Here is a 16400-nt window from a genome sequence, read left to right on the forward strand (position 1 = left end):
CTGTCAAAGGAAGCACTTGCGGGGGAAGGTGGTGTGATTGCTGAACCGGAGCCTTGCCCGGGGGGAAATCAGAATGTCTGGATGAGATCACGCCGCACGGCCTGGGCGACGGCCTGCGTGTTGGAGACGACATTCAACTTGCGGCGGGCGTTGGTCATGAAGAAACGAACGGTGCGTTCGGAAATGCCGAGGATCGTGCCGATCTCCCAATAGCTCTTTCCCGCTGCGGTCCAGCCGAGCACTTCTGTCTCACGATGGGTCAACGTCTTGGCGCCCTGCTGCGAAAGCTCGATCCGGTTGTCGTTTTCCAGGAGGGAGGCATGGAAGAGGTTGGCCAGCAGTTGAAAGTCGCGCAGATGGTTGCGCCGGTAGGCCGGCCACTCTTCAGCCGAGACATCGGCATGGATTGCCAAAAAGGCCAGGCGGCGTGTGGGGGTCGCAAGTGGCAGCGTGACGCCATCTACGCCAAGCCCCAATCGCATAGCGGCGGAAAAGAGCGGTTCGCTTTCGGGGTGGAGTTCGCGGGCGGTCGCCCAGTCCACCGGCCGGATGCCGCCCATGGTGAGCCGAAGGACAGGATCGATCCGGTAAAATCCTTCATCGAGATAGGTTCTCACCGCACAACCGCTGAAGGTATAATGTAGCCGGTGAAACGCGAAGCCCGTCGCCAGAATGTCGACATCGGCGTAAAGCAGATTTGCAATGCTGAATGTGCTGCGCATCAGGGCGAAAAACCGTTTTGCTTCAACGAGTTTCTCGTTTTCCATAATGTCCAGCAGGTCAAAGAATGCCTGTTGGTCAGTCATGTTGCAAATACCCTGTTATTTAAGGGAATTTACCATGATAACTGTTTTTAATGTTTGTCTAGCGCAATCTTTGGTTAACAGAAATTTCCTAAATTTTACAATTTTAAATTGTAATTTTGAGCAAAATTATAACCAGATTGAGCCGGGACTCGACCGACTCAATCTGGTTCGAATCAAGCCGGGTATGAGGCTTCCACCACAGCCAGCGCTGCCATGTTGACGACGCCGCGCGATGTCACCGATGGCGACAGGATATGCGCGGGCAGGGCTGTTCCGAGCAGGATCGGCCCCACATGCAGGCTGTCGGTCATCGTCTTGACCACGCCGAGCGTGATGTTGGCGGCGTCAAGATTGGGGAAGACCAGCAGATTGGCTTCACCGGCCAGCGTACTATCGGGCATCACCCGCTTGCGCAGAATTTCCGAAATGGCGGAATCGCCGTGCATTTCGCCGTCCGCTTCGAGATCCGGCTCCAGTTCCCGGACGATCTGCATCGCCTTGCGCATCTTGAAGGCGCTTTCCGAATCCCGCGATCCGAAATTCGAATGCGACACGAGGGCTGCACGCGGCGTAATACCGAAGCGGCGGATTTCCTGCGCGGCCATCACCGTCTTCTGGGCGATTTCCTCGGCCGTCGGATCGAAGGTCACATAGGTATCGGTGAGGAAGGTGGCGCCGCGCTGCGAGATCAGCAGGCTGAGCGCCGAGAAATCCAGGACGCCCTCGCGCTTGCCGATGATCTGGGAAACGGCCCGCAGATGGGCGCTGTAGCGGCCTTCGACACCGCAGATCAGCGCATCGGCTTCACCGCGCCGGACAGCGAGCGCGCCGATGACGGTCTGGTTGGTACGGACGATGGTACGGGCAGCTTCCGGGATGACGCCGAGGCGGCCGACCAGTGCGAAATAGTCATCGACATAATCGCGGAAGCGCGGATCGCCTTCCGGGTTGACCACTTCGAAGTCCACGTCCGGGCGAATGCGCAGGCCGTAGCGCTTCAGTCGCGTCTCGATGATGTGAGGACGGCCGATCAGGATCGGGCGGGCCGTGCCGTCTTCGAGCAGCACCTGGGCGGCGCGCAGCACGCGCTCATCCTCGCCTTCGGAGAAGATCACCCGGTTCTTCTGGGCATTCTTGGCGGCGGCGAAGATCGGCTTCATGATGAAGCCGGAGCGGAAGACGAAGCGGTTGAGCTGGTCGAGATAGGCGTCGAAATCGGCAATCGGCCGGTTGGCGACGCCGCTGTCGGCGGCCGCCTTGGCAACGGCCGGCGCAATGCGCAGGATCAGGCGCTGATCGAACGGCGAGGGGATCAGGTAGTCCGGGCCGAAAACCGGTGTCTCGCCGGAATAGGCACGGGCAGCAACATCCGACGGCTCTTCGCGGGCGAGGGCTGCGATGGCGCGCACGGCCGCCATCTTCATTTCCTCGTTGATCGTGCGGGCACTGCAGTCGAGCGCGCCGCGGAAGATATAGGGGAAGCAAAGAACGTTGTTGACCTGGTTGGGAAAGTCCGAACGGCCGGTGCAGATCATCGCGTCGGGGCGGGCAGCGCGCGCCACTTCCGGCATGATTTCGGGATTGGGGTTGGCGAGCGCCATGATCAGCGGCTTTTCCGCCATCTGCACCAAAAGCTCGGGCTTCAGAACGCCTGCGGCCGAAAGGCCGAGGAAGACATCGGCACCGGCAATGCTGTCGGCCAGAACGCGGTTTTCGCTGTCCTGCGCATAGATCGACTTCCACTCGTCCATCAGCACTTCGCGGCCGGCATAGACGAGGCCTTCGAGATCGTGGACCCAGATGTTTTCGCGCCGCGCACCGAGCGTCACCAGAAGATTGAGGCAGGCGAGTGCGGCAGCACCGGCGCCCGACGTGACGATCTTTGCCTTGGCGATGTCCTTGCCGGCGAGTTCGAGGCCGTTGAGGATGGCGGCGGCGACGATGATCGCGGTTCCGTGCTGGTCGTCATGGAAAACCGGAATGTCCATCTTCTCGCGCAACCGGCGTTCGACCTCGAAGCACTCCGGCGCCTTGATGTCTTCCAGGTTGATGCCGCCGAAGGTGGGTTCCAGCGCTGCGATGACATTGACCATCTGGTCGATCTCGGGCGCATCGATCTCGATATCGAAGACGTCGATCCCTGCGAATTTCTTGAACAGGACGGCCTTGCCTTCCATGACCGGCTTGGATGCAAGCGGACCGATATTGCCAAGCCCGAGCACCGCCGTGCCGTTCGAAACGACCGCGACAAGATTGGCGCGCGCCGTGTAGTCGGCGGCGGTCGATGGATCGTCGCGGATGGCAAGGCAGGGGGCTGCAACGCCCGGAGAATAGGCGAGCGCCAGGTCGCGCTGGTTGCCGAGCGGCTTGGTCGGCTGGATCTCGAGCTTGCCGGGGCGTGGATAACGGTGGAAGAACAGCGCCTGCTCATCGAGGTCGCCGCTTGCTGGAGCCGCTGGTGTCTTGGCCTTGTCGCCGGTGCTCATTTTCTTATTCCCTACGTGTTCGTCGCGGCTCTTTTTGCATGAAACGGCGGTTGCGTACAGTTTCGAAACGGGCGTTTATCACCGGTTTTCGGGAACAGGTGTTTCGCCGGGACCGCGGCTCGTTCCACAGGCTGTCATTCTCCTGAAACAAGAGTCTGTTTTTGAAGGCTCTTAAGAGAGGCACGATAGACCGTTGCGAGGCAGCATGACCGAGAAAGAGCAAGAACCCCAGCGTTTCAGGACCCTGTTCATTTCCGACGTTCATCTGGGATCGAAGGCCGCGAAGACCGACTACCTCCTCGATTTCCTGCGTGTCACCGAGGCGGAGACGATCATTCTGGTCGGCGATATCGTCGACGGCTGGCGATTGAAGCGCAGCTGGTACTGGCCGCAGGCTTGCAACGATGTCGTCCAGAAGCTGTTGCGCAAAGCGCGCAAGGGCAGCCGCATCATCTACATTCCAGGCAATCACGACGAGTTCATGCGCGATTTTCCGGGCGTGCATTTCGGCGGTATCGAGGTTGCCCAGCGCCACATGCACGAGGCTGCCGATGGCCGCAAATATCTTGTGCTGCATGGCGACGAGTTCGACGTCGTGGTGCGCAATGCCCGTCTGCTGGCCTATCTCGGCGACTGGGCCTACGACATGGCGATCGTCATCAATATCGGGCTGTCGGCCATCCGCCGCCGCCTCGGCATGCCCTACTGGTCGTTCTCGGCCTGGGCGAAGCTGCAGGTCAAGCACGCGGTGAATTTCATCGGCGAGTTCCAACGTGTCGTTGCCGACGAAGCGCGACGGGAAAATGCCGACGGCGTCATCTGTGGCCACATCCATCACGCCGTCATCGAGGATATCGGCGGCATCCGCTATATCAATACCGGCGACTGGGTGGAGAGCTGCACAGCCATTGCCGAGCATCACGACGGCACGATGGAACTGATTACCTGGCGCCAGTTGAGCGGAGCACCCGTCGTGCGTGAGGACACATCCGAGGTCGAAGTGATGATGGCCCGGGTTCTTTCGCAACAGGCGGCATAAAACCGCCGACGTCGAAGACAGTAGGGAAATCTAGCTTCTAGCGCCGCACTCCGGCGCCGTGATAAATCATGGACGCAACTGTCAGGTCCTTCCATGATTCCCTCATCTCCGCCTCCCTTTCGCGAGGAAGCGCCGGCCTATTTCGTGCCGCGTATCGCCTTGCTCTTCTGCGCGCCTCTCGTCGTCAACGGTTTCGCCATGCCGTATTTTCCGGTCTGGCTGACGACGTTGTCGCTGAGCGATTTCGAAATCGGCATCATCCTTGCCGTGCCGATGTTCGTGCGCGTCATCACGGCACCGCTGGTCGGACTTCTGGCCGACAGGATCGGCGAGCGCGCCGAAGTTCTGATCTGGTCGGCGGTGTTGTCGCTGCTGACGGCGCTGGCGCTGTTCGTTTCCCACAGTTTCTGGTTCGTCCTGATCATCTATGCTTTGCAGGGCGGTGTCTATTCGCCCTATGTTCCGATCGTCGAGGCGATTGCGCTGACCGGCGTGCGCCGCTGGGGCTACGACTATGCGACCATGCGCGTCTGGGGGTCCGTCGCCTTCATCGGGGCGACGATGCTGGGCGGCGTGATGATCGGCCTCTACGGCGGCTCGATGGTGCTGCCCGCCATGGCCGGCGGTTTCCTCTTGATGATCCTCATGACCTTCATCGCGCCGCGGGTCGGGCGGCCACGCCGGCCCTCGACACTGACGACGCTGACGGAGCCGCCGCCAAAGGCGCTGCGCAAACTCGATCTGCAACTGCTTTTGATCGGCGTGACGCTGGTCAACGGCAGCCATGCGATGCTGTTCGCCTTCTCGGCGATCTACTGGCAGCATATCGGTTTTACCGGCACTGAAATCGGCCTGCTGTGGAGTGCCGGGGTCGCCGCCGAGGTGGCGATGTTCTTCTGCGCCAGGATGATCATCCGGCGGTTCAGCCTGTGGACGATGATCTTTTCAGGCTGCGTCCTTGCGGTGGTGCGCTGGATCATCTTTCCGATGGATCTCGGCTTTGGGGGCTATTTCGCCCTGCAATGTTTCCACGCCTTCACCTATGCGATCATGCACACCGGCATGCAGAACATTCTGGTGCAGCGCGTTCCTGAAGAACAGGAATCCTCCGCCCAGGGGCTCTACTTCTTCTATACCGGCGTGTTCTCGGCGATTTTTACCTTCACATCCGGATATTTCTACACTTGGTTCGGCGTCCACGGCTTCTATTCGATGTCCGTCGTTGCCTTCGTCGGGTGCTGTTCGGCGTTTGCTGCCTGGTATCTTCAGCCCCAAAGAGCCGGAAGAGGCGGGAAGACCAGAGAATCGTCATAGCGCAGGCCGGGCTCGCGGTCGCGCGACAGCAATAGCGGCCCGTCGAGATCGACGAAATCAGCGCCCTGCGCCAAAAGCACCGCCGGCGCCATGCCAAGCGATGTGCCGACCATGCAGCCGACCATGATCTTGAGGTTCAGTGCCCGTGCCGCATCGCGCATGCGCAACGCCTCGGTCAGGCCGCCGGTCTTGTCGAGCTTGATATTGACGGCGTCGTAGAGCCCCGCGAGGCTCGGCAGGTCTTCGGTCTTGTGCACGCTTTCATCGGCGCAGACCGGGACGGGGCGGAGAACGGACGCCAGCAGGCCGTCCTGTCCTGCGGGCAGGGGCTGTTCGATCAGGGCGACACCCGATTCGGCGCAGACTGCAAAGTGATAGGCCAGATTGGCCTCCGTCCAGCCTTCATTGGCATCCAGAATGATGGCACTGCTTGGTGCAGCAGCCCGGACGGCGCGGATGCGCGAGGCGTCGTCAGCCGTTCCGACCTTGATCTTCAGAAGCGCCCGATGGGCATATTGCGCCGTTTGCGCGGCCATGGCCTCCGGCTCACCCAGCGAAATCGTGTAGGCGGTGGTCAGCGCCGCTGGCTCGGCCGGTCCTGTCAGCGTGAAAGCGCGATGTCCGGTCTTCTTGGCCTCCAGATCCCAAAGCGCGCAATCAACGGCGTTGCGCGCCGCGCCGGCCTTCATCGTTTGCCGCAATTCTTCGCGGTCAATGCCTGCCTCGATCTGCGGCCGGATCGCCTCGATGCCGGCCAGCACGCTGTCGATGGTTTCGCCGTAGCGTCCATAGGGAACACATTCGCCCACGCCGGCAAAGCCACCGTCCGAAAGATGACAGGTGACCACGGAGGCGGTGGTCTTGCTGCCGCGCGAAATCGTAAAACTGCCGGCGATCGGAAAATGCTCGATGGCGGTTTTCATCTGGCGGGTCATGGTATTCTCCTGTGGCATCCATATCGCAGCCATCAACCGTTTGGCGCGGAAACGTTTCAATCGGTGACAGACCGGGCTCAAGCGGCTATGAGTCGCTGAGTTTTATCAAATGCAGCCATCTCCGGAAGACCCAACAGACGTGACGCGTTCCCAAGTGAAAACCGACACCGACGTGCAGCTTGACGAAGCTGCGGATGGCGGTACCCGGACTTATCGTTTTAGCGGCGATTGGCGCAGCGTATCCATTCACCTCGGCACGCCGAAGCTGAATGAGCTCGCAGCCAAGCGCGGCAAGGCGGGCGCGGTCGATCTGAGCGAGATCACCGCCATGGATACGGCTGGCGCCTGGGTCATTCGCCGTTTCATGACGCAAATCGGCGATGCGAAGCTGACGAGCGACAAGCCGCGTTATCTCGAACTTTTGAACGCCTTGCCGCAGGAGTTGCCCGAGCCGGCCGACGACGAAAAGAAATCCGGCTCTCTTTTCGTCCGGTTATTCACGCCGATCGGCAATGCCGTGGTCTCCGCCTGGGAGGACACCGTCGCGGCGATGTTCATTCTTGGGTCCGCCGTGCGCGGCGCGCAATTGAAGCTCGGCCGCCATAGCGGCGTGTCGCCGGCGGCGATCGTCAATCAGATCGATCGCATGGGCGTGCAGGCGGTGCCGATCATCCTTTTGATGTCGTTCCTCATCGGTGCGATCATTGCCCAGCAGGGCGCGTTCCAGCTGCGCTATTTCGGCGCCGAGCTGTTCGTCGTCGATCTGGTCGGCATTTTGCAATTGCGCGAAATCGGGGTTCTGCTGACCGCAATCATGATCGCCGGCCGTTCCGGCAGTGCGATCACGGCCGAGATCGGCTCGATGAAGATGCGCGAGGAGATCGATGCGCTGAAGGTGATGGGGCTGAGCCCGATCGGCGTTCTGGTGTTTCCAAGGCTTGTCGCATTGACGGTGGCGCTGCCGCTGTTGACCATCATCGCCAATTTTGCCGCCCTGACGGGGGCTGCCGTCGTGGCCTGGAGCTATTCCGGCATTACCTTTGCGACGTTCCTGGCGCGGCTGCAGGAGGCGGTGGATTTTTCCTCGGTCCTGGCCGGTATGATCAAGGCGCCGTTCATGGCGCTGATCATCGGCGTCGTTGCCGCCGTCGAAGGTCTGAAAGTCGGCGGCAGTGCCGAATCGCTTGGCAAGCATGTGACCCAGTCGGTGGTGAAGTCGATCTTCGTGGTCATTCTCGTCGATGGCCTGTTTGCGATTTTCTACGCGTCGATCGATTTCTGATGGAAGAGGATTTGCCGGTGGATCCGAGGCAAGACGTGACAGCGGGCGCGGACAAGAAGGCCGGCGAAAACGGCACGGAGGTCGTCCTGTCGGTGAAGGACCTGACGGTCGGTTTCGGCTCCAACATCGTTCTCGACAAGCTCAACCTCGATATCTATCGCGGCGAGATTCTCGGTTTCGTCGGCGCGTCCGGCACCGGAAAATCCGTGCTGATGCGCACGGTGCTGCGCCTTTTGCCGCGCCGGTCGGGCTCGATCGAGATTCTCGGCGTCGAATATGACGCGGTCAGCGAAGAAGAGCGCATGGCGCTGGATATGCGGCTTGGCGTGCTGTTCCAGCACGGCGCGCTGTTTTCCTCTTTGACGGTCAAGGAAAACATCCAGGTGCCGATGCGGGAATATCTCAACCTGCCGCAGGAGCTGATGGATGATCTCGCACGGCTGAAGATCGACATGGTCGGGTTGGCGCCTGAAGCGGCCGATAAGTTTCCCTCCGAATTGTCCGGCGGCATGATCAAGCGGGCGGCTTTGGCGCGGGCGCTGGCGCTCGATCCGGACCTTGTCTTTCTCGATGAGCCGACCTCCGGGCTCGACCCGATCGGGGCTTCGGAGTTCGATAACCTGATCGCCAAACTGCGCGACACCCTTGGGTTGACCGTGTATATGGTGACTCACGACCTCGACAGCCTGTTTTCGGTCTGTGACCGGATTGCCGTGCTCGGCAAGAAGAAGGTTCTGGTCGAAGGCACGATCGAGGACATGCTCGCCTGCGACGATGAATGGGTGAAGTCCTATTTCCAGGGCAAGCGCGCGCGTTCAATCGTTCGCGAAGACGAAAAGGCGGCTCCCTGACGGCGTTTCGCTGCTCAGGCGCTGCACGCAGGATTTGATTGAAGCCCGACTTATTAGTTGAAGCCGACTTATTAACTGAAGCAAGGAGCCGCGTTGGCGGCCTCCCCCAAGGGTACCGGTAGCAATGGAAACAAAAGCCAACTACGCCATCGTCGGATTTTTCACGGTCGCGGTCATCTTTGCGGCCTTCGGTTTTGTCTACTGGATGTCTCAATATGGCCGCAGCGGCGAAATGGCGGAGTTGGTCATCAGCATTCCCGGATCGGCCAACGGCTTGAGTGTCGGCTCGCCGGTGCGCTTCAACGGCATTCCCGTCGGCTCGGTTCGCAACCTTGCCATCAACTCCAACGATCCGCGCTATTCGGTTGCCGTGACCGAGGTTTCCGCTGACGCGCCGGTGTTGAAATCGACGACGGCGACGCTCGAAATCCAGGGCCTGACCGGGGCTGCCTATATCGAACTCAGCGGTGGCAACAAGGGCGAGGAAAACATCCTGCGCAAGGCGCTCGACACCGGGACATCCGCCCAGCTGACCGCCGATCAGTCCAGCGTCACCAGTCTTCTGGCGACTGCCGACAAGATTCTTGACCGGGCGAACAATGCGATCGGCGACATCCAGGGTTTCGTCAAGGACGTGCGCGGACCTCTGACCAGCACGATAACCAACGCCGACCGCTTTACCAGGTCGCTGGCCGACAATTCCGAAGGCATCGACCAGTTCCTCAAGAGCGTCAGCGCATTGTCGGCCTCGATCACGGCTGCCAGCGGCAAGCTCGATTCGACGCTTTCGGCAGCAGAGGTTTTGGTGAAATCGGTGGATACGAAGAAGATCGACCACATCGTCAGCAATGTCGAGAAGATGAGCAATGACCTGAGTGCCGCGTCCGTCGGCGTGGCCGACACCATCGCCTCGTTCAAGAAAACCGCCGAGACCTATGAACGGTTCGGTCAAAAGGCGACCGCGTCGCTCGATCGCGTCGATACATTGATCGCAGCCATCGACACGCAGAAGGTCTCAGGCGTCGTCAACGACGTCTCGGCGGCAAGTGCTGATGCCCGCAAGGCGGTTGCCTCGGTCGCGGACTTTGCAGAGCGGATCAAGGGCCGCCAGAACGATATCGACCAGACGATCACCGACGTCACCCAGATGGCCAACAAGCTGAATGCCGCCTCCAGCCGTGTCGACGGCATCCTCGTCAAGCTCGACGGGTTCCTCGGCGACGCGGACGCGCCCTCGCTGTCAGCGGATGCCCGCGCGACGCTCGCTTCCTTCCGCAAGGTTGCCGACAACCTGAATGCGCAGATCGGCCCGATTGCCGAAAACCTGAAACGCTTCTCCGGGTCGGGATTGCGTGATATCGAGGCTCTGGTCAGCGACACGCGGCGGACCGTCAATACGCTCGATACCACTATCTCGACTTTCGACAGGGATCCCCAGCGTCTGCTGTTCGGCGGCGAGACGGTAAAACAGTATGACGGACGCACGCGCCGCTGAGCCAAAGGTACCGCGCGGTTATACGGGGCCGGAATTGCCGGTGCCAGCGGAGCCGAATCGGGTATTGCTTTCCGACACGTGACGTTTGCGTGGCAAGGCTGCAAGCCTTGGCGGTTTATTGCTGTGTCTGCACCGGGTTGACTGTCTTTTTGGCTTGTCTTGACCGGGTCAGCCTCTAAGTTGCTGCCGATTGGCAAAGGATAGTGTTTGAAATGAATTTTCCCGGTGATTCGTGTGGTCGAAAGGCAGGTTTGATCCGGGCCTGTTCTGCATTTCTCGTCATCGCCGCGCTTTCCGCCTGCGCCAGCAAGCCGAACAACGACACCTATAGTCTGTCTGCCTCGCCGATCATCGAAGGTCCGCCTTCAAGCAGCAAGCAGATCCTCGTTCCCGAGCCGGCCGCACTGAAAGCGCTCGGCGGCGACCAGGTGGTGATCCGCCTATCGGGTTCGGAAATCCAGTATCTCGCCAAGTCGCAATGGAGCGACCGCCTGCCGAAGATGGTGCAGGCAAAGCTCGTTCAGGCTTTCGAGAATACCGGCAAGATCGGTGGCGTGGGCAAGCCGGGCGAGGGGCTTGCCATCGACTATCAGATCATCACCGACATCAGGTCGTTCGAAATCTCGACCGAAGGCGCTGATACCGCCGTCGTCGAGATTTTCGCCAAGATCCTCAACGACCGCAACGGCACTGTCGGTGCGCAGAAGGCCTTCCGCGCGACCGTTCCTGTCCGCGGCAGCGGCGCAGTCGCCTTCGTCGCCGCGCTCGATGGCGCCTTTGCCACGGTTGCTGCCGATATCGTCAGCTGGACCTTGAAGGCGATCTGATCAGGTAGGGCAGATCAGGCAACGGCAATCCGGTTGACGATTTCGGCGACGCCCTCGATGGTTCGTGCGGCTTCTTCCGCCCGCTCGGCCTCTTCGATGGTTGCGACCGTGCCCGCCAACAGGATCGTGTTTCCCTTCGAGACGACCGAAACATCCGAGGCATCGAGCCCGTCCACCGTTGCCAGGCAATTGGCGACGCGTGTTTCGAGGTCTGCGTGATCCCGACCGGCAAGGCCTTCGGGTGGCTTCCCGTAAAATGTGCGTTCCTTGAAGACCATGGTTGCGTTCTCCGGTTCGGTTCACTGCCAACAACGCCTCGGGAACGCTTTTGTTCAGGCCTGTTCCATTAGAAACAGCGGAGATTAGCGGCGCGTGAGAGTGTTGGGTCACTGGATGAGACGAACTCAACAGCAACCAACAGAGGAGAAACCATCATGCGCAAGTTCATCATTTCCGCCGCAGTTGCAGGCCTCGCAGCCCTCTCGTTTGCTGCTCCCTCGCAGGCCGGCGGCTACGGTCATCACGGCCACCATGGCCACGTCGGCTTCTCGATCGGGTTCTACGACACCGGCTACTATGGCGGCGGTTACTACGGCGGCGACTACTATGAGCCGTCCTGCTACATCAAGAAGGTGAAGCGTTGGGACAAATGGGGCAACCTGCACATCCGCAGAATCAAGATCTGCGACTGACACGCATTCTCCAGACAACAAAGATCCGGCCGTCCGCGCGGCCGGATCTTTGTATTTTGCCAGGTTTGCCTCAGGGCCAGCGGACCACTGGCGGCAGCGACGACAGGATCGAATCGACGTTTCCGCCGGTTTTCAGTCCGAAAATCGTGCCGCGATCGTAGAGCAGGTTGAATTCGACATAGCGGCCGCGGCGCACCAGTTGCTCGTCGCGGTCTTCCTCGGTCCAGGGCTTGTTGAAATTGGCGCGCACGATCTTCGGATAGATCAGGCTGAAGGCCTTGCCGACATCCTGGGTGAAGGCGAAGTCGGCATCCCAGCCGCCTTTCTCGTCATCCGAATGCAGCCAGTCGTAAAAGATACCGCCGGTGCCACGGGGTTCGTTACGGTGTTTGAGGAAGAAATACTCGTCGCACCATTCCTTGAAACGCGGGTAGTCGGCGACGGCATGCCGCTTGCACGCAATCTCCATGCCCTTGTGAAACAGCAAGGTGTCCGGATCGGTCTGGGTCCGGCGGCTGTCGAGGAGCGGCGTCAGATCCGCGCCGCCACCGAACCAGTGGCTGGTGGTGACGACCATGCGGGTGTTCATGTGAACGGCCGGAACGTTCGGATTGACCGGGTGGGCGATCAGCGAGATGCCCGACGCCCAGAAGGCCGGGTCTTCGTTGGCGCCAGGTATCTGACTGCGGAATTCCGGCGAGAATTCGCCGTAGACCGTCGAGGTGTGAACGCCGACCTTTTCGAAGACACGCCCTTCCATCATCGACATGCGCCCGCCGCCGCCGGCCCCTTGGTCGCGCAGCCAGTCCTTGCCGACGAAACGCCCGGGTTCGCGGTCAGACAACGGGCCTGCCAGTTCGTCCTCGATGGTTTCGAACGCGGCGCAGATGGTGTCGCGCAACGATTGAAACCATGCCGTGGCTCTGGCCTTCTTGTCTTCGATATCTGCAGGCAATCCCTGCGGCAGATTGGGTCGTTCCATGAAAAGCAATCCTGTTTGGCGCAGCCTCAAGCGGCAAAAAACCGCCGATTCGCATATTGGCTGACAGTTCATATTTTTGCCATGTCTGGCAACGGCGCAGGCGTTACCCGGTCAGTCTGACGCAGGCGGTCCGCGTGGAAAATCGGACTGGCAAAAACAGGACTATCTCCCTATCTTGTTTGTGAGAGGCTCAACTGGCGAAAGGTGAGCTCATGGCAAGATTTCCGGCAGGACCGCCGCTTGACGGCCTGAAACGTCAGATCGCCCGGCATCGCAACAGCAATCCGCGCGGAAACGACGGGCTGTTCGTGCGCGAGACATTCCGGCTCGATCGCGTCCACGCGCGCCAGAAGGCGCAGGAATGGTTCGATGCCTGGCCCAAGGCCGCCTACTGGACCGAAGTGGAGAGCTGGCGCCAGCTTGAGGGCGACCAGATCGAATTCACGATGCGGCGCCTCCCAAGCGCGGATTGATGTTGCCAACGGCTGGTTTTCGGAACCGGCAGGCTGCATAGGTGGTCCTGATTTCAGCTTCGCCCGATTCGGGCCCTTTTCCACAAGCGTCCGCCATGCAGTTTCTGCGCTCGCCCGTTTCGCGCTCCGTCCTCATTCTTTCTATCACCCAGATCATCGGCTGGGGTGCCTTGTTCATGGCGATTTCGGTGACCGGCGAGGCGATGGCCGCTGAGCTGGCGCTCAGCCGCGCGACAATCTTTCTCGGACCGACCGTGATGCTCGTGGTGATAGCGCTTTGTTCGCCGCTTGCCGGGACACTCTACCGCAAATACGGCGCCCGGCTGGTGCTGGCAGGTGGCGCGCTTGTTGCAGCCCCCGGGCTCTGGCTTCTGGCCGCTTCGGGTGGGCCTGTCAGTTATTTTATCGCCTGGGGCGTCTTCGGCATTGCCGGCGCTGCGTGTCTGACGACATCGGCGCATGTCTTTCTGGCGGAACTGGCGGGCGAGGGAGCCCGGCGCGCGATCGGCGCACAGATGCTGTTCATGGCGCTGGCGCCAAGCCTGTCCTGGCCGGCGACTGATTTTCTTGAGGCGCAGTTTGGCTGGCGCGGCGTTTCGGTCATCTATGGCTGTGTGATGCTGTTCATCTGCCTGCCGTTGCATCTGTTTGCGCTGCCGAAGACGAAATCGTCCACGTCCCAGCCGGGCAATGCTTCGGTGGATGGCGTGGCGCATCGGGCGAACCGGCGCATCGTGCTGCTGATCACCGTGGCGATTGCGCTCAACGGCTTCATCACCTGGGGTTTTCAGCTTGTCGTTATCGACCTGTTCCGCAGCTTTCACGTTGCCGATTACCTGGCCGTCGGCTTCGGCTCGGCCATCGGCGTGGTGCAGATGTCGGCCCGCCTGTTCGATTTTCTCGGTGGCAACCGGTGGAACGGACTGGCGACGGGGCTCGTCGCCGCGTTGATCATGCCGGTCTGCCTGATCGTGCTGACGCTTGGCGGCGGAGCCGAATGGTCGATCCTTTTGTTTCTCTTGCTTTACGGGCTTTCCAGCGGCGCCATGTCCGTCAGCCGGGCAACGCTGCCACTGGTGTTCTTTGCACCTGCCGACTACGCCGCCGTCGCCGCCCGGCTCGCCCTGCCGCTCAACCTTGCCTTTGCCGCAGCGCCGCCGTTCTTCACCTATGTTCTCACGAGCTACGGCAATCGCGCCGCGCTGACCATCGCGTTCGCCAGTTCGCTCGGCACGCTTGCCAGCATGCTGGCTCTCCATCGGCTGGCGAAATCCCAAAGGCTATCCAGCTAAGGCCACGGACGGGTTAGTCCAGTTCCTCGCCGGCATGCTCGATCAGATAGGCGCCGGCACCTTTTTGCGACAGCGCGTCGTAGGGGTTGCGCAGCGGACAGTCGCGCATCGACAGGCAGCCGCAGCCGATGCAGGACGTCAGCTGGTCGCGCAATGCCGTCAGCTTGTTAATGCGCTCGTTCAGATCGGCCTTCCAGTGTTCCGACAGATGCGCCCAGTCGCTCGCCAGCAATTGCCGGTCGTCTGGCAGGGCTGAAAGCTCCCTTTGAATATCGGCGAGCGGAATGCCGGTGCGCTGGGCAATCTTGATGACGGCGATGCGGCGCAGCACGCTGCGCGGATAGCGGCGCTGGTTGCCGCGGCTGCGCACGCTCTTGATCAGGCCTTTTGTCTCGTAGAAATGCAGCGTTGATACGGCGACGCCGCTGCGCGCGGCAACCTCTCCGACCGTCAGTTCGCGGCGCAGCAGGTCGGCTCTTTCTTTTTCCGGCATGTCTATTGACCTCAAGTTTAGTTGAGGTTCTATACCATGAGCTCCATCGCATCAACAACGGAGCATTTGCAGACATGAACGAGAAAATGACCATCGCCGTCGTCTATGGCAGCGCGCGGCAGGGGCGCTTCTGCGACACGGTCGTCAACTGGGCCCTGACGGAATTGTGGGCCGAAAGCGGTTTTCGCGTCATTCTCATCGATCCCCTTGAGCTCAAGGGCGCGGCCGAGGACGCGGCATTGAACGAGGCATCGCTGGAGACAAAGATTGCCGAGGCCGACGCCTTCATCGTCGTCACGCCGGAATACAATCACGGCTATCCCGCCCCCTTGAAGGCGCTGATCGACAGCTGCTACGAGCCGTGGCACGCAAAGCCTGTCGGCTTCATCTCCTATGGCGGCGTCTCGGGCGGGCTGCGGGCTGTCGAGCAGCTGCGCCAGGTGTTTGCCGAGCTGCACACCGTCACCATCCGCGATACCGTCAGTTTTGCCAATGTCTGGGCGCAGTTCGATGCGGCGGGCAATCCGTTCAAGGCCGCAGAAGCCAAGGCCGGGCTCATGGTGATGCTGCGGCGGCTGAAATGGTGGGCGAGGGCGCTGAAGACTGCCCGGGCCGAAAACGCCTATAGCGGGGTTGCCGCGTGAGGCATGCCGGCCGGTGTCAGCCGGAAACCTGCCGGATCGCCTCGCCGGCGATCATCGCCACCGACATGGCAACATTCAGCGACCGCTGCCCCTCGACCATCGGAACGATGATCCGCCCGTCCGCCCTGTCGTGGACGTGATCCGGAACACCGGCGCTTTCGCGGCCGAAAAGCAGCGTGTCGTTCGGTTGAAACCTAAAGCGTGTGTAGGGTTCGGCGGCCTTGGTGGACGCCAGCACCAATCGGCGGCCCTGTGCCAGCCGTACCTCTTCGAACCGGTCCCAGTTGATGTGACGCGTCAGTGTGACTGCGGCAATATAGTCCATGCCGGCGCGCTTGAGGTTCTTGTCCGAGAGATCAAAGCCCGCGGGCTCGATGATATCGACGGCCAGACCGAGACACGCGGCAAGGCGAAGGATCGTCCCGGTGTTGCCGGGAATGTCGGGCTGGTAGAGGGCGATGCGGAGTGAATGTGGCGACATATCAACAAGTCTTATGGGGTTCATCAATGCCCGTAATCAATCTGTGCCGTAATGGCAACAGGAACCGGTGGCCGCAGCAAGTGCTGAAAAAAGTGGCTGCGGCAATCTGGCATATTCCGGCAAATCACTCTATGTCTTCAGCATGTTCAACGCGAACCACAGGAGGCATGCATGGATATTCGAATGATCACCAGCCTCCAGGCTGTGCCTCCAGTCTTTTTGGGCTGACCGGTTTCGCGCTTTTTCTTTTTCGGCACCTTTGCGCACGACCGCCCGCTTTCCGGACGAACACGTCTCGTGTGCAAGAT

Annotated in this window: 17 protein-coding genes; 10 read left to right on the plus strand and 7 right to left on the minus strand. The window is 60.8% G+C overall.

What is annotated here, in order from left to right; genetic code table 11:
* Positions 1-68 precede the first annotated feature (68 nt).
* Both AC1D17_RS07845 and AC1D17_RS07850 read right to left on the minus strand, forming a co-directional pair.
* A complete protein-coding gene (locus AC1D17_RS07845; protein WP_477564844.1) occupies positions 69-806 on the minus strand; it encodes a LuxR C-terminal-related transcriptional regulator in 738 nt (245 codons plus the stop codon).
* Positions 807-979: 173 nt separating this feature from the next.
* A complete protein-coding gene (locus tag AC1D17_RS07850) occupies positions 980-3292 on the minus strand; it encodes an NADP-dependent malic enzyme (protein ID WP_477564845.1) in 2313 nt (770 codons plus the stop codon).
* 193 nt (positions 3293-3485) lie between these two features.
* On the opposite strand from AC1D17_RS07850, the gene AC1D17_RS07855 reads away from it, so the two are divergent.
* Together AC1D17_RS07855 and AC1D17_RS07860 are read left to right on the plus strand one after the other, a co-directional pair.
* Positions 3486-4331, plus strand: a complete 846-nt coding sequence (locus AC1D17_RS07855; protein WP_477564846.1) for a UDP-2,3-diacylglucosamine diphosphatase — start codon at positions 3486-3488, stop codon at positions 4329-4331.
* A gap of 93 nt (positions 4332-4424) precedes the next feature.
* Positions 4425-5645, plus strand: a complete 1221-nt coding sequence (locus AC1D17_RS07860) for an MFS transporter (protein ID WP_477564847.1) — start codon at positions 4425-4427, stop codon at positions 5643-5645.
* Here the strand turns inward: AC1D17_RS07860 and dgcA are convergent.
* Complete coding sequence (gene dgcA, locus AC1D17_RS07865; protein ID WP_477564848.1) at positions 5597-6580, minus strand: N-acetyl-D-Glu racemase DgcA; 984 nt, start codon at positions 6578-6580, stop codon at positions 5597-5599. The genes AC1D17_RS07860 and dgcA overlap by 49 nt on opposite strands.
* 139 nt (positions 6581-6719) lie before the next feature.
* Here dgcA and AC1D17_RS07870 point away from each other — a divergent pair, with 139 nt between their 5' ends.
* The 4 genes from AC1D17_RS07870 to AC1D17_RS07885 all read left to right on the plus strand — a co-directional run bounded on the left by AC1D17_RS07870 (position 6720) and on the right by AC1D17_RS07885 (position 11035).
* Positions 6720-7862: an MlaE family ABC transporter permease gene (locus tag AC1D17_RS07870; RefSeq protein ID WP_477564849.1), complete on the plus strand. Its 1143-nt coding sequence runs from the start codon at positions 6720-6722 to the stop codon at positions 7860-7862.
* A 17-nt stretch (positions 7863-7879) separates the two neighbouring features.
* Positions 7880-8713 (plus strand): ABC transporter ATP-binding protein, encoded by an 834-nt coding sequence (locus AC1D17_RS07875; protein WP_477564850.1) that lies wholly within the window; start codon positions 7880-7882, stop codon positions 8711-8713.
* A gap of 124 nt (positions 8714-8837) precedes the next feature.
* The gene (locus AC1D17_RS07880; protein WP_477564851.1) at positions 8838-10208 is read left to right on the plus strand and encodes an MlaD family protein; all 1371 of its coding nucleotides are present in this window, start codon (positions 8838-8840) and stop codon (positions 10206-10208) included.
* Positions 10209-10420: 212 nt separating this feature from the next.
* A complete protein-coding gene (locus AC1D17_RS07885) occupies positions 10421-11035 on the plus strand; it encodes an ABC-type transport auxiliary lipoprotein family protein (RefSeq protein ID WP_477564852.1) in 615 nt (204 codons plus the stop codon).
* Between the two features lie 14 nt (positions 11036-11049).
* On the opposite strand, the gene AC1D17_RS07890 is transcribed toward AC1D17_RS07885, so the two are convergent.
* A complete protein-coding gene (locus AC1D17_RS07890) occupies positions 11050-11313 on the minus strand; it encodes a BON domain-containing protein (protein WP_477564853.1) in 264 nt (87 codons plus the stop codon).
* 156 nt (positions 11314-11469) lie between these two features.
* Here AC1D17_RS07890 and AC1D17_RS07895 point away from each other — a divergent pair, with 156 nt between their 5' ends.
* Positions 11470-11727, plus strand: a complete 258-nt coding sequence (locus tag AC1D17_RS07895) for a hypothetical protein (RefSeq protein WP_477564854.1) — start codon at positions 11470-11472, stop codon at positions 11725-11727.
* 70 nt (positions 11728-11797) lie between these two features.
* Here AC1D17_RS07895 and hemF read toward each other — a convergent pair whose 3' ends face one another.
* Positions 11798-12709, minus strand: a complete 912-nt coding sequence (gene hemF, locus AC1D17_RS07900) for an oxygen-dependent coproporphyrinogen oxidase (RefSeq protein ID WP_477564855.1) — start codon at positions 12707-12709, stop codon at positions 11798-11800.
* Between the two features lie 212 nt (positions 12710-12921).
* On the opposite strand from hemF, the gene AC1D17_RS07905 reads away from it, so the two are divergent.
* Entirely contained in the window at positions 12922-13182 is a 261-nt protein-coding gene (locus AC1D17_RS07905; protein WP_264218612.1) for a hypothetical protein, read from the plus strand.
* 95 nt (positions 13183-13277) lie between these two features.
* Entirely contained in the window at positions 13278-14474 is a 1197-nt protein-coding gene (locus AC1D17_RS07910; RefSeq protein ID WP_477564856.1) for an MFS transporter, read from the plus strand.
* 13 nt (positions 14475-14487) lie between these two features.
* On the opposite strand, the gene soxR is transcribed toward AC1D17_RS07910, so the two are convergent.
* Positions 14488-14967, minus strand: coding sequence for a redox-sensitive transcriptional activator SoxR (gene soxR / locus AC1D17_RS07915; protein WP_477564857.1), 480 nt, complete (start codon positions 14965-14967; stop codon positions 14488-14490).
* Between the two features lie 74 nt (positions 14968-15041).
* Between soxR and AC1D17_RS07920 the strand changes: the two genes are divergently transcribed.
* Positions 15042-15611, plus strand: a complete 570-nt coding sequence (locus tag AC1D17_RS07920) for an NADPH-dependent FMN reductase (protein WP_477564858.1) — start codon at positions 15042-15044, stop codon at positions 15609-15611.
* A gap of 16 nt (positions 15612-15627) precedes the next feature.
* Here AC1D17_RS07920 and AC1D17_RS07925 read toward each other — a convergent pair whose 3' ends face one another.
* On the minus strand, positions 15628-16092 hold the full coding sequence (locus AC1D17_RS07925) for a tRNA (cytidine(34)-2'-O)-methyltransferase (RefSeq protein WP_477564859.1): 465 nt from the start codon (positions 16090-16092) through the stop codon (positions 15628-15630).
* Positions 16093-16400: the final 308 nt, after the last annotated feature.

The organism is Pararhizobium sp. P1_E7 (assembly GCF_056405855.1).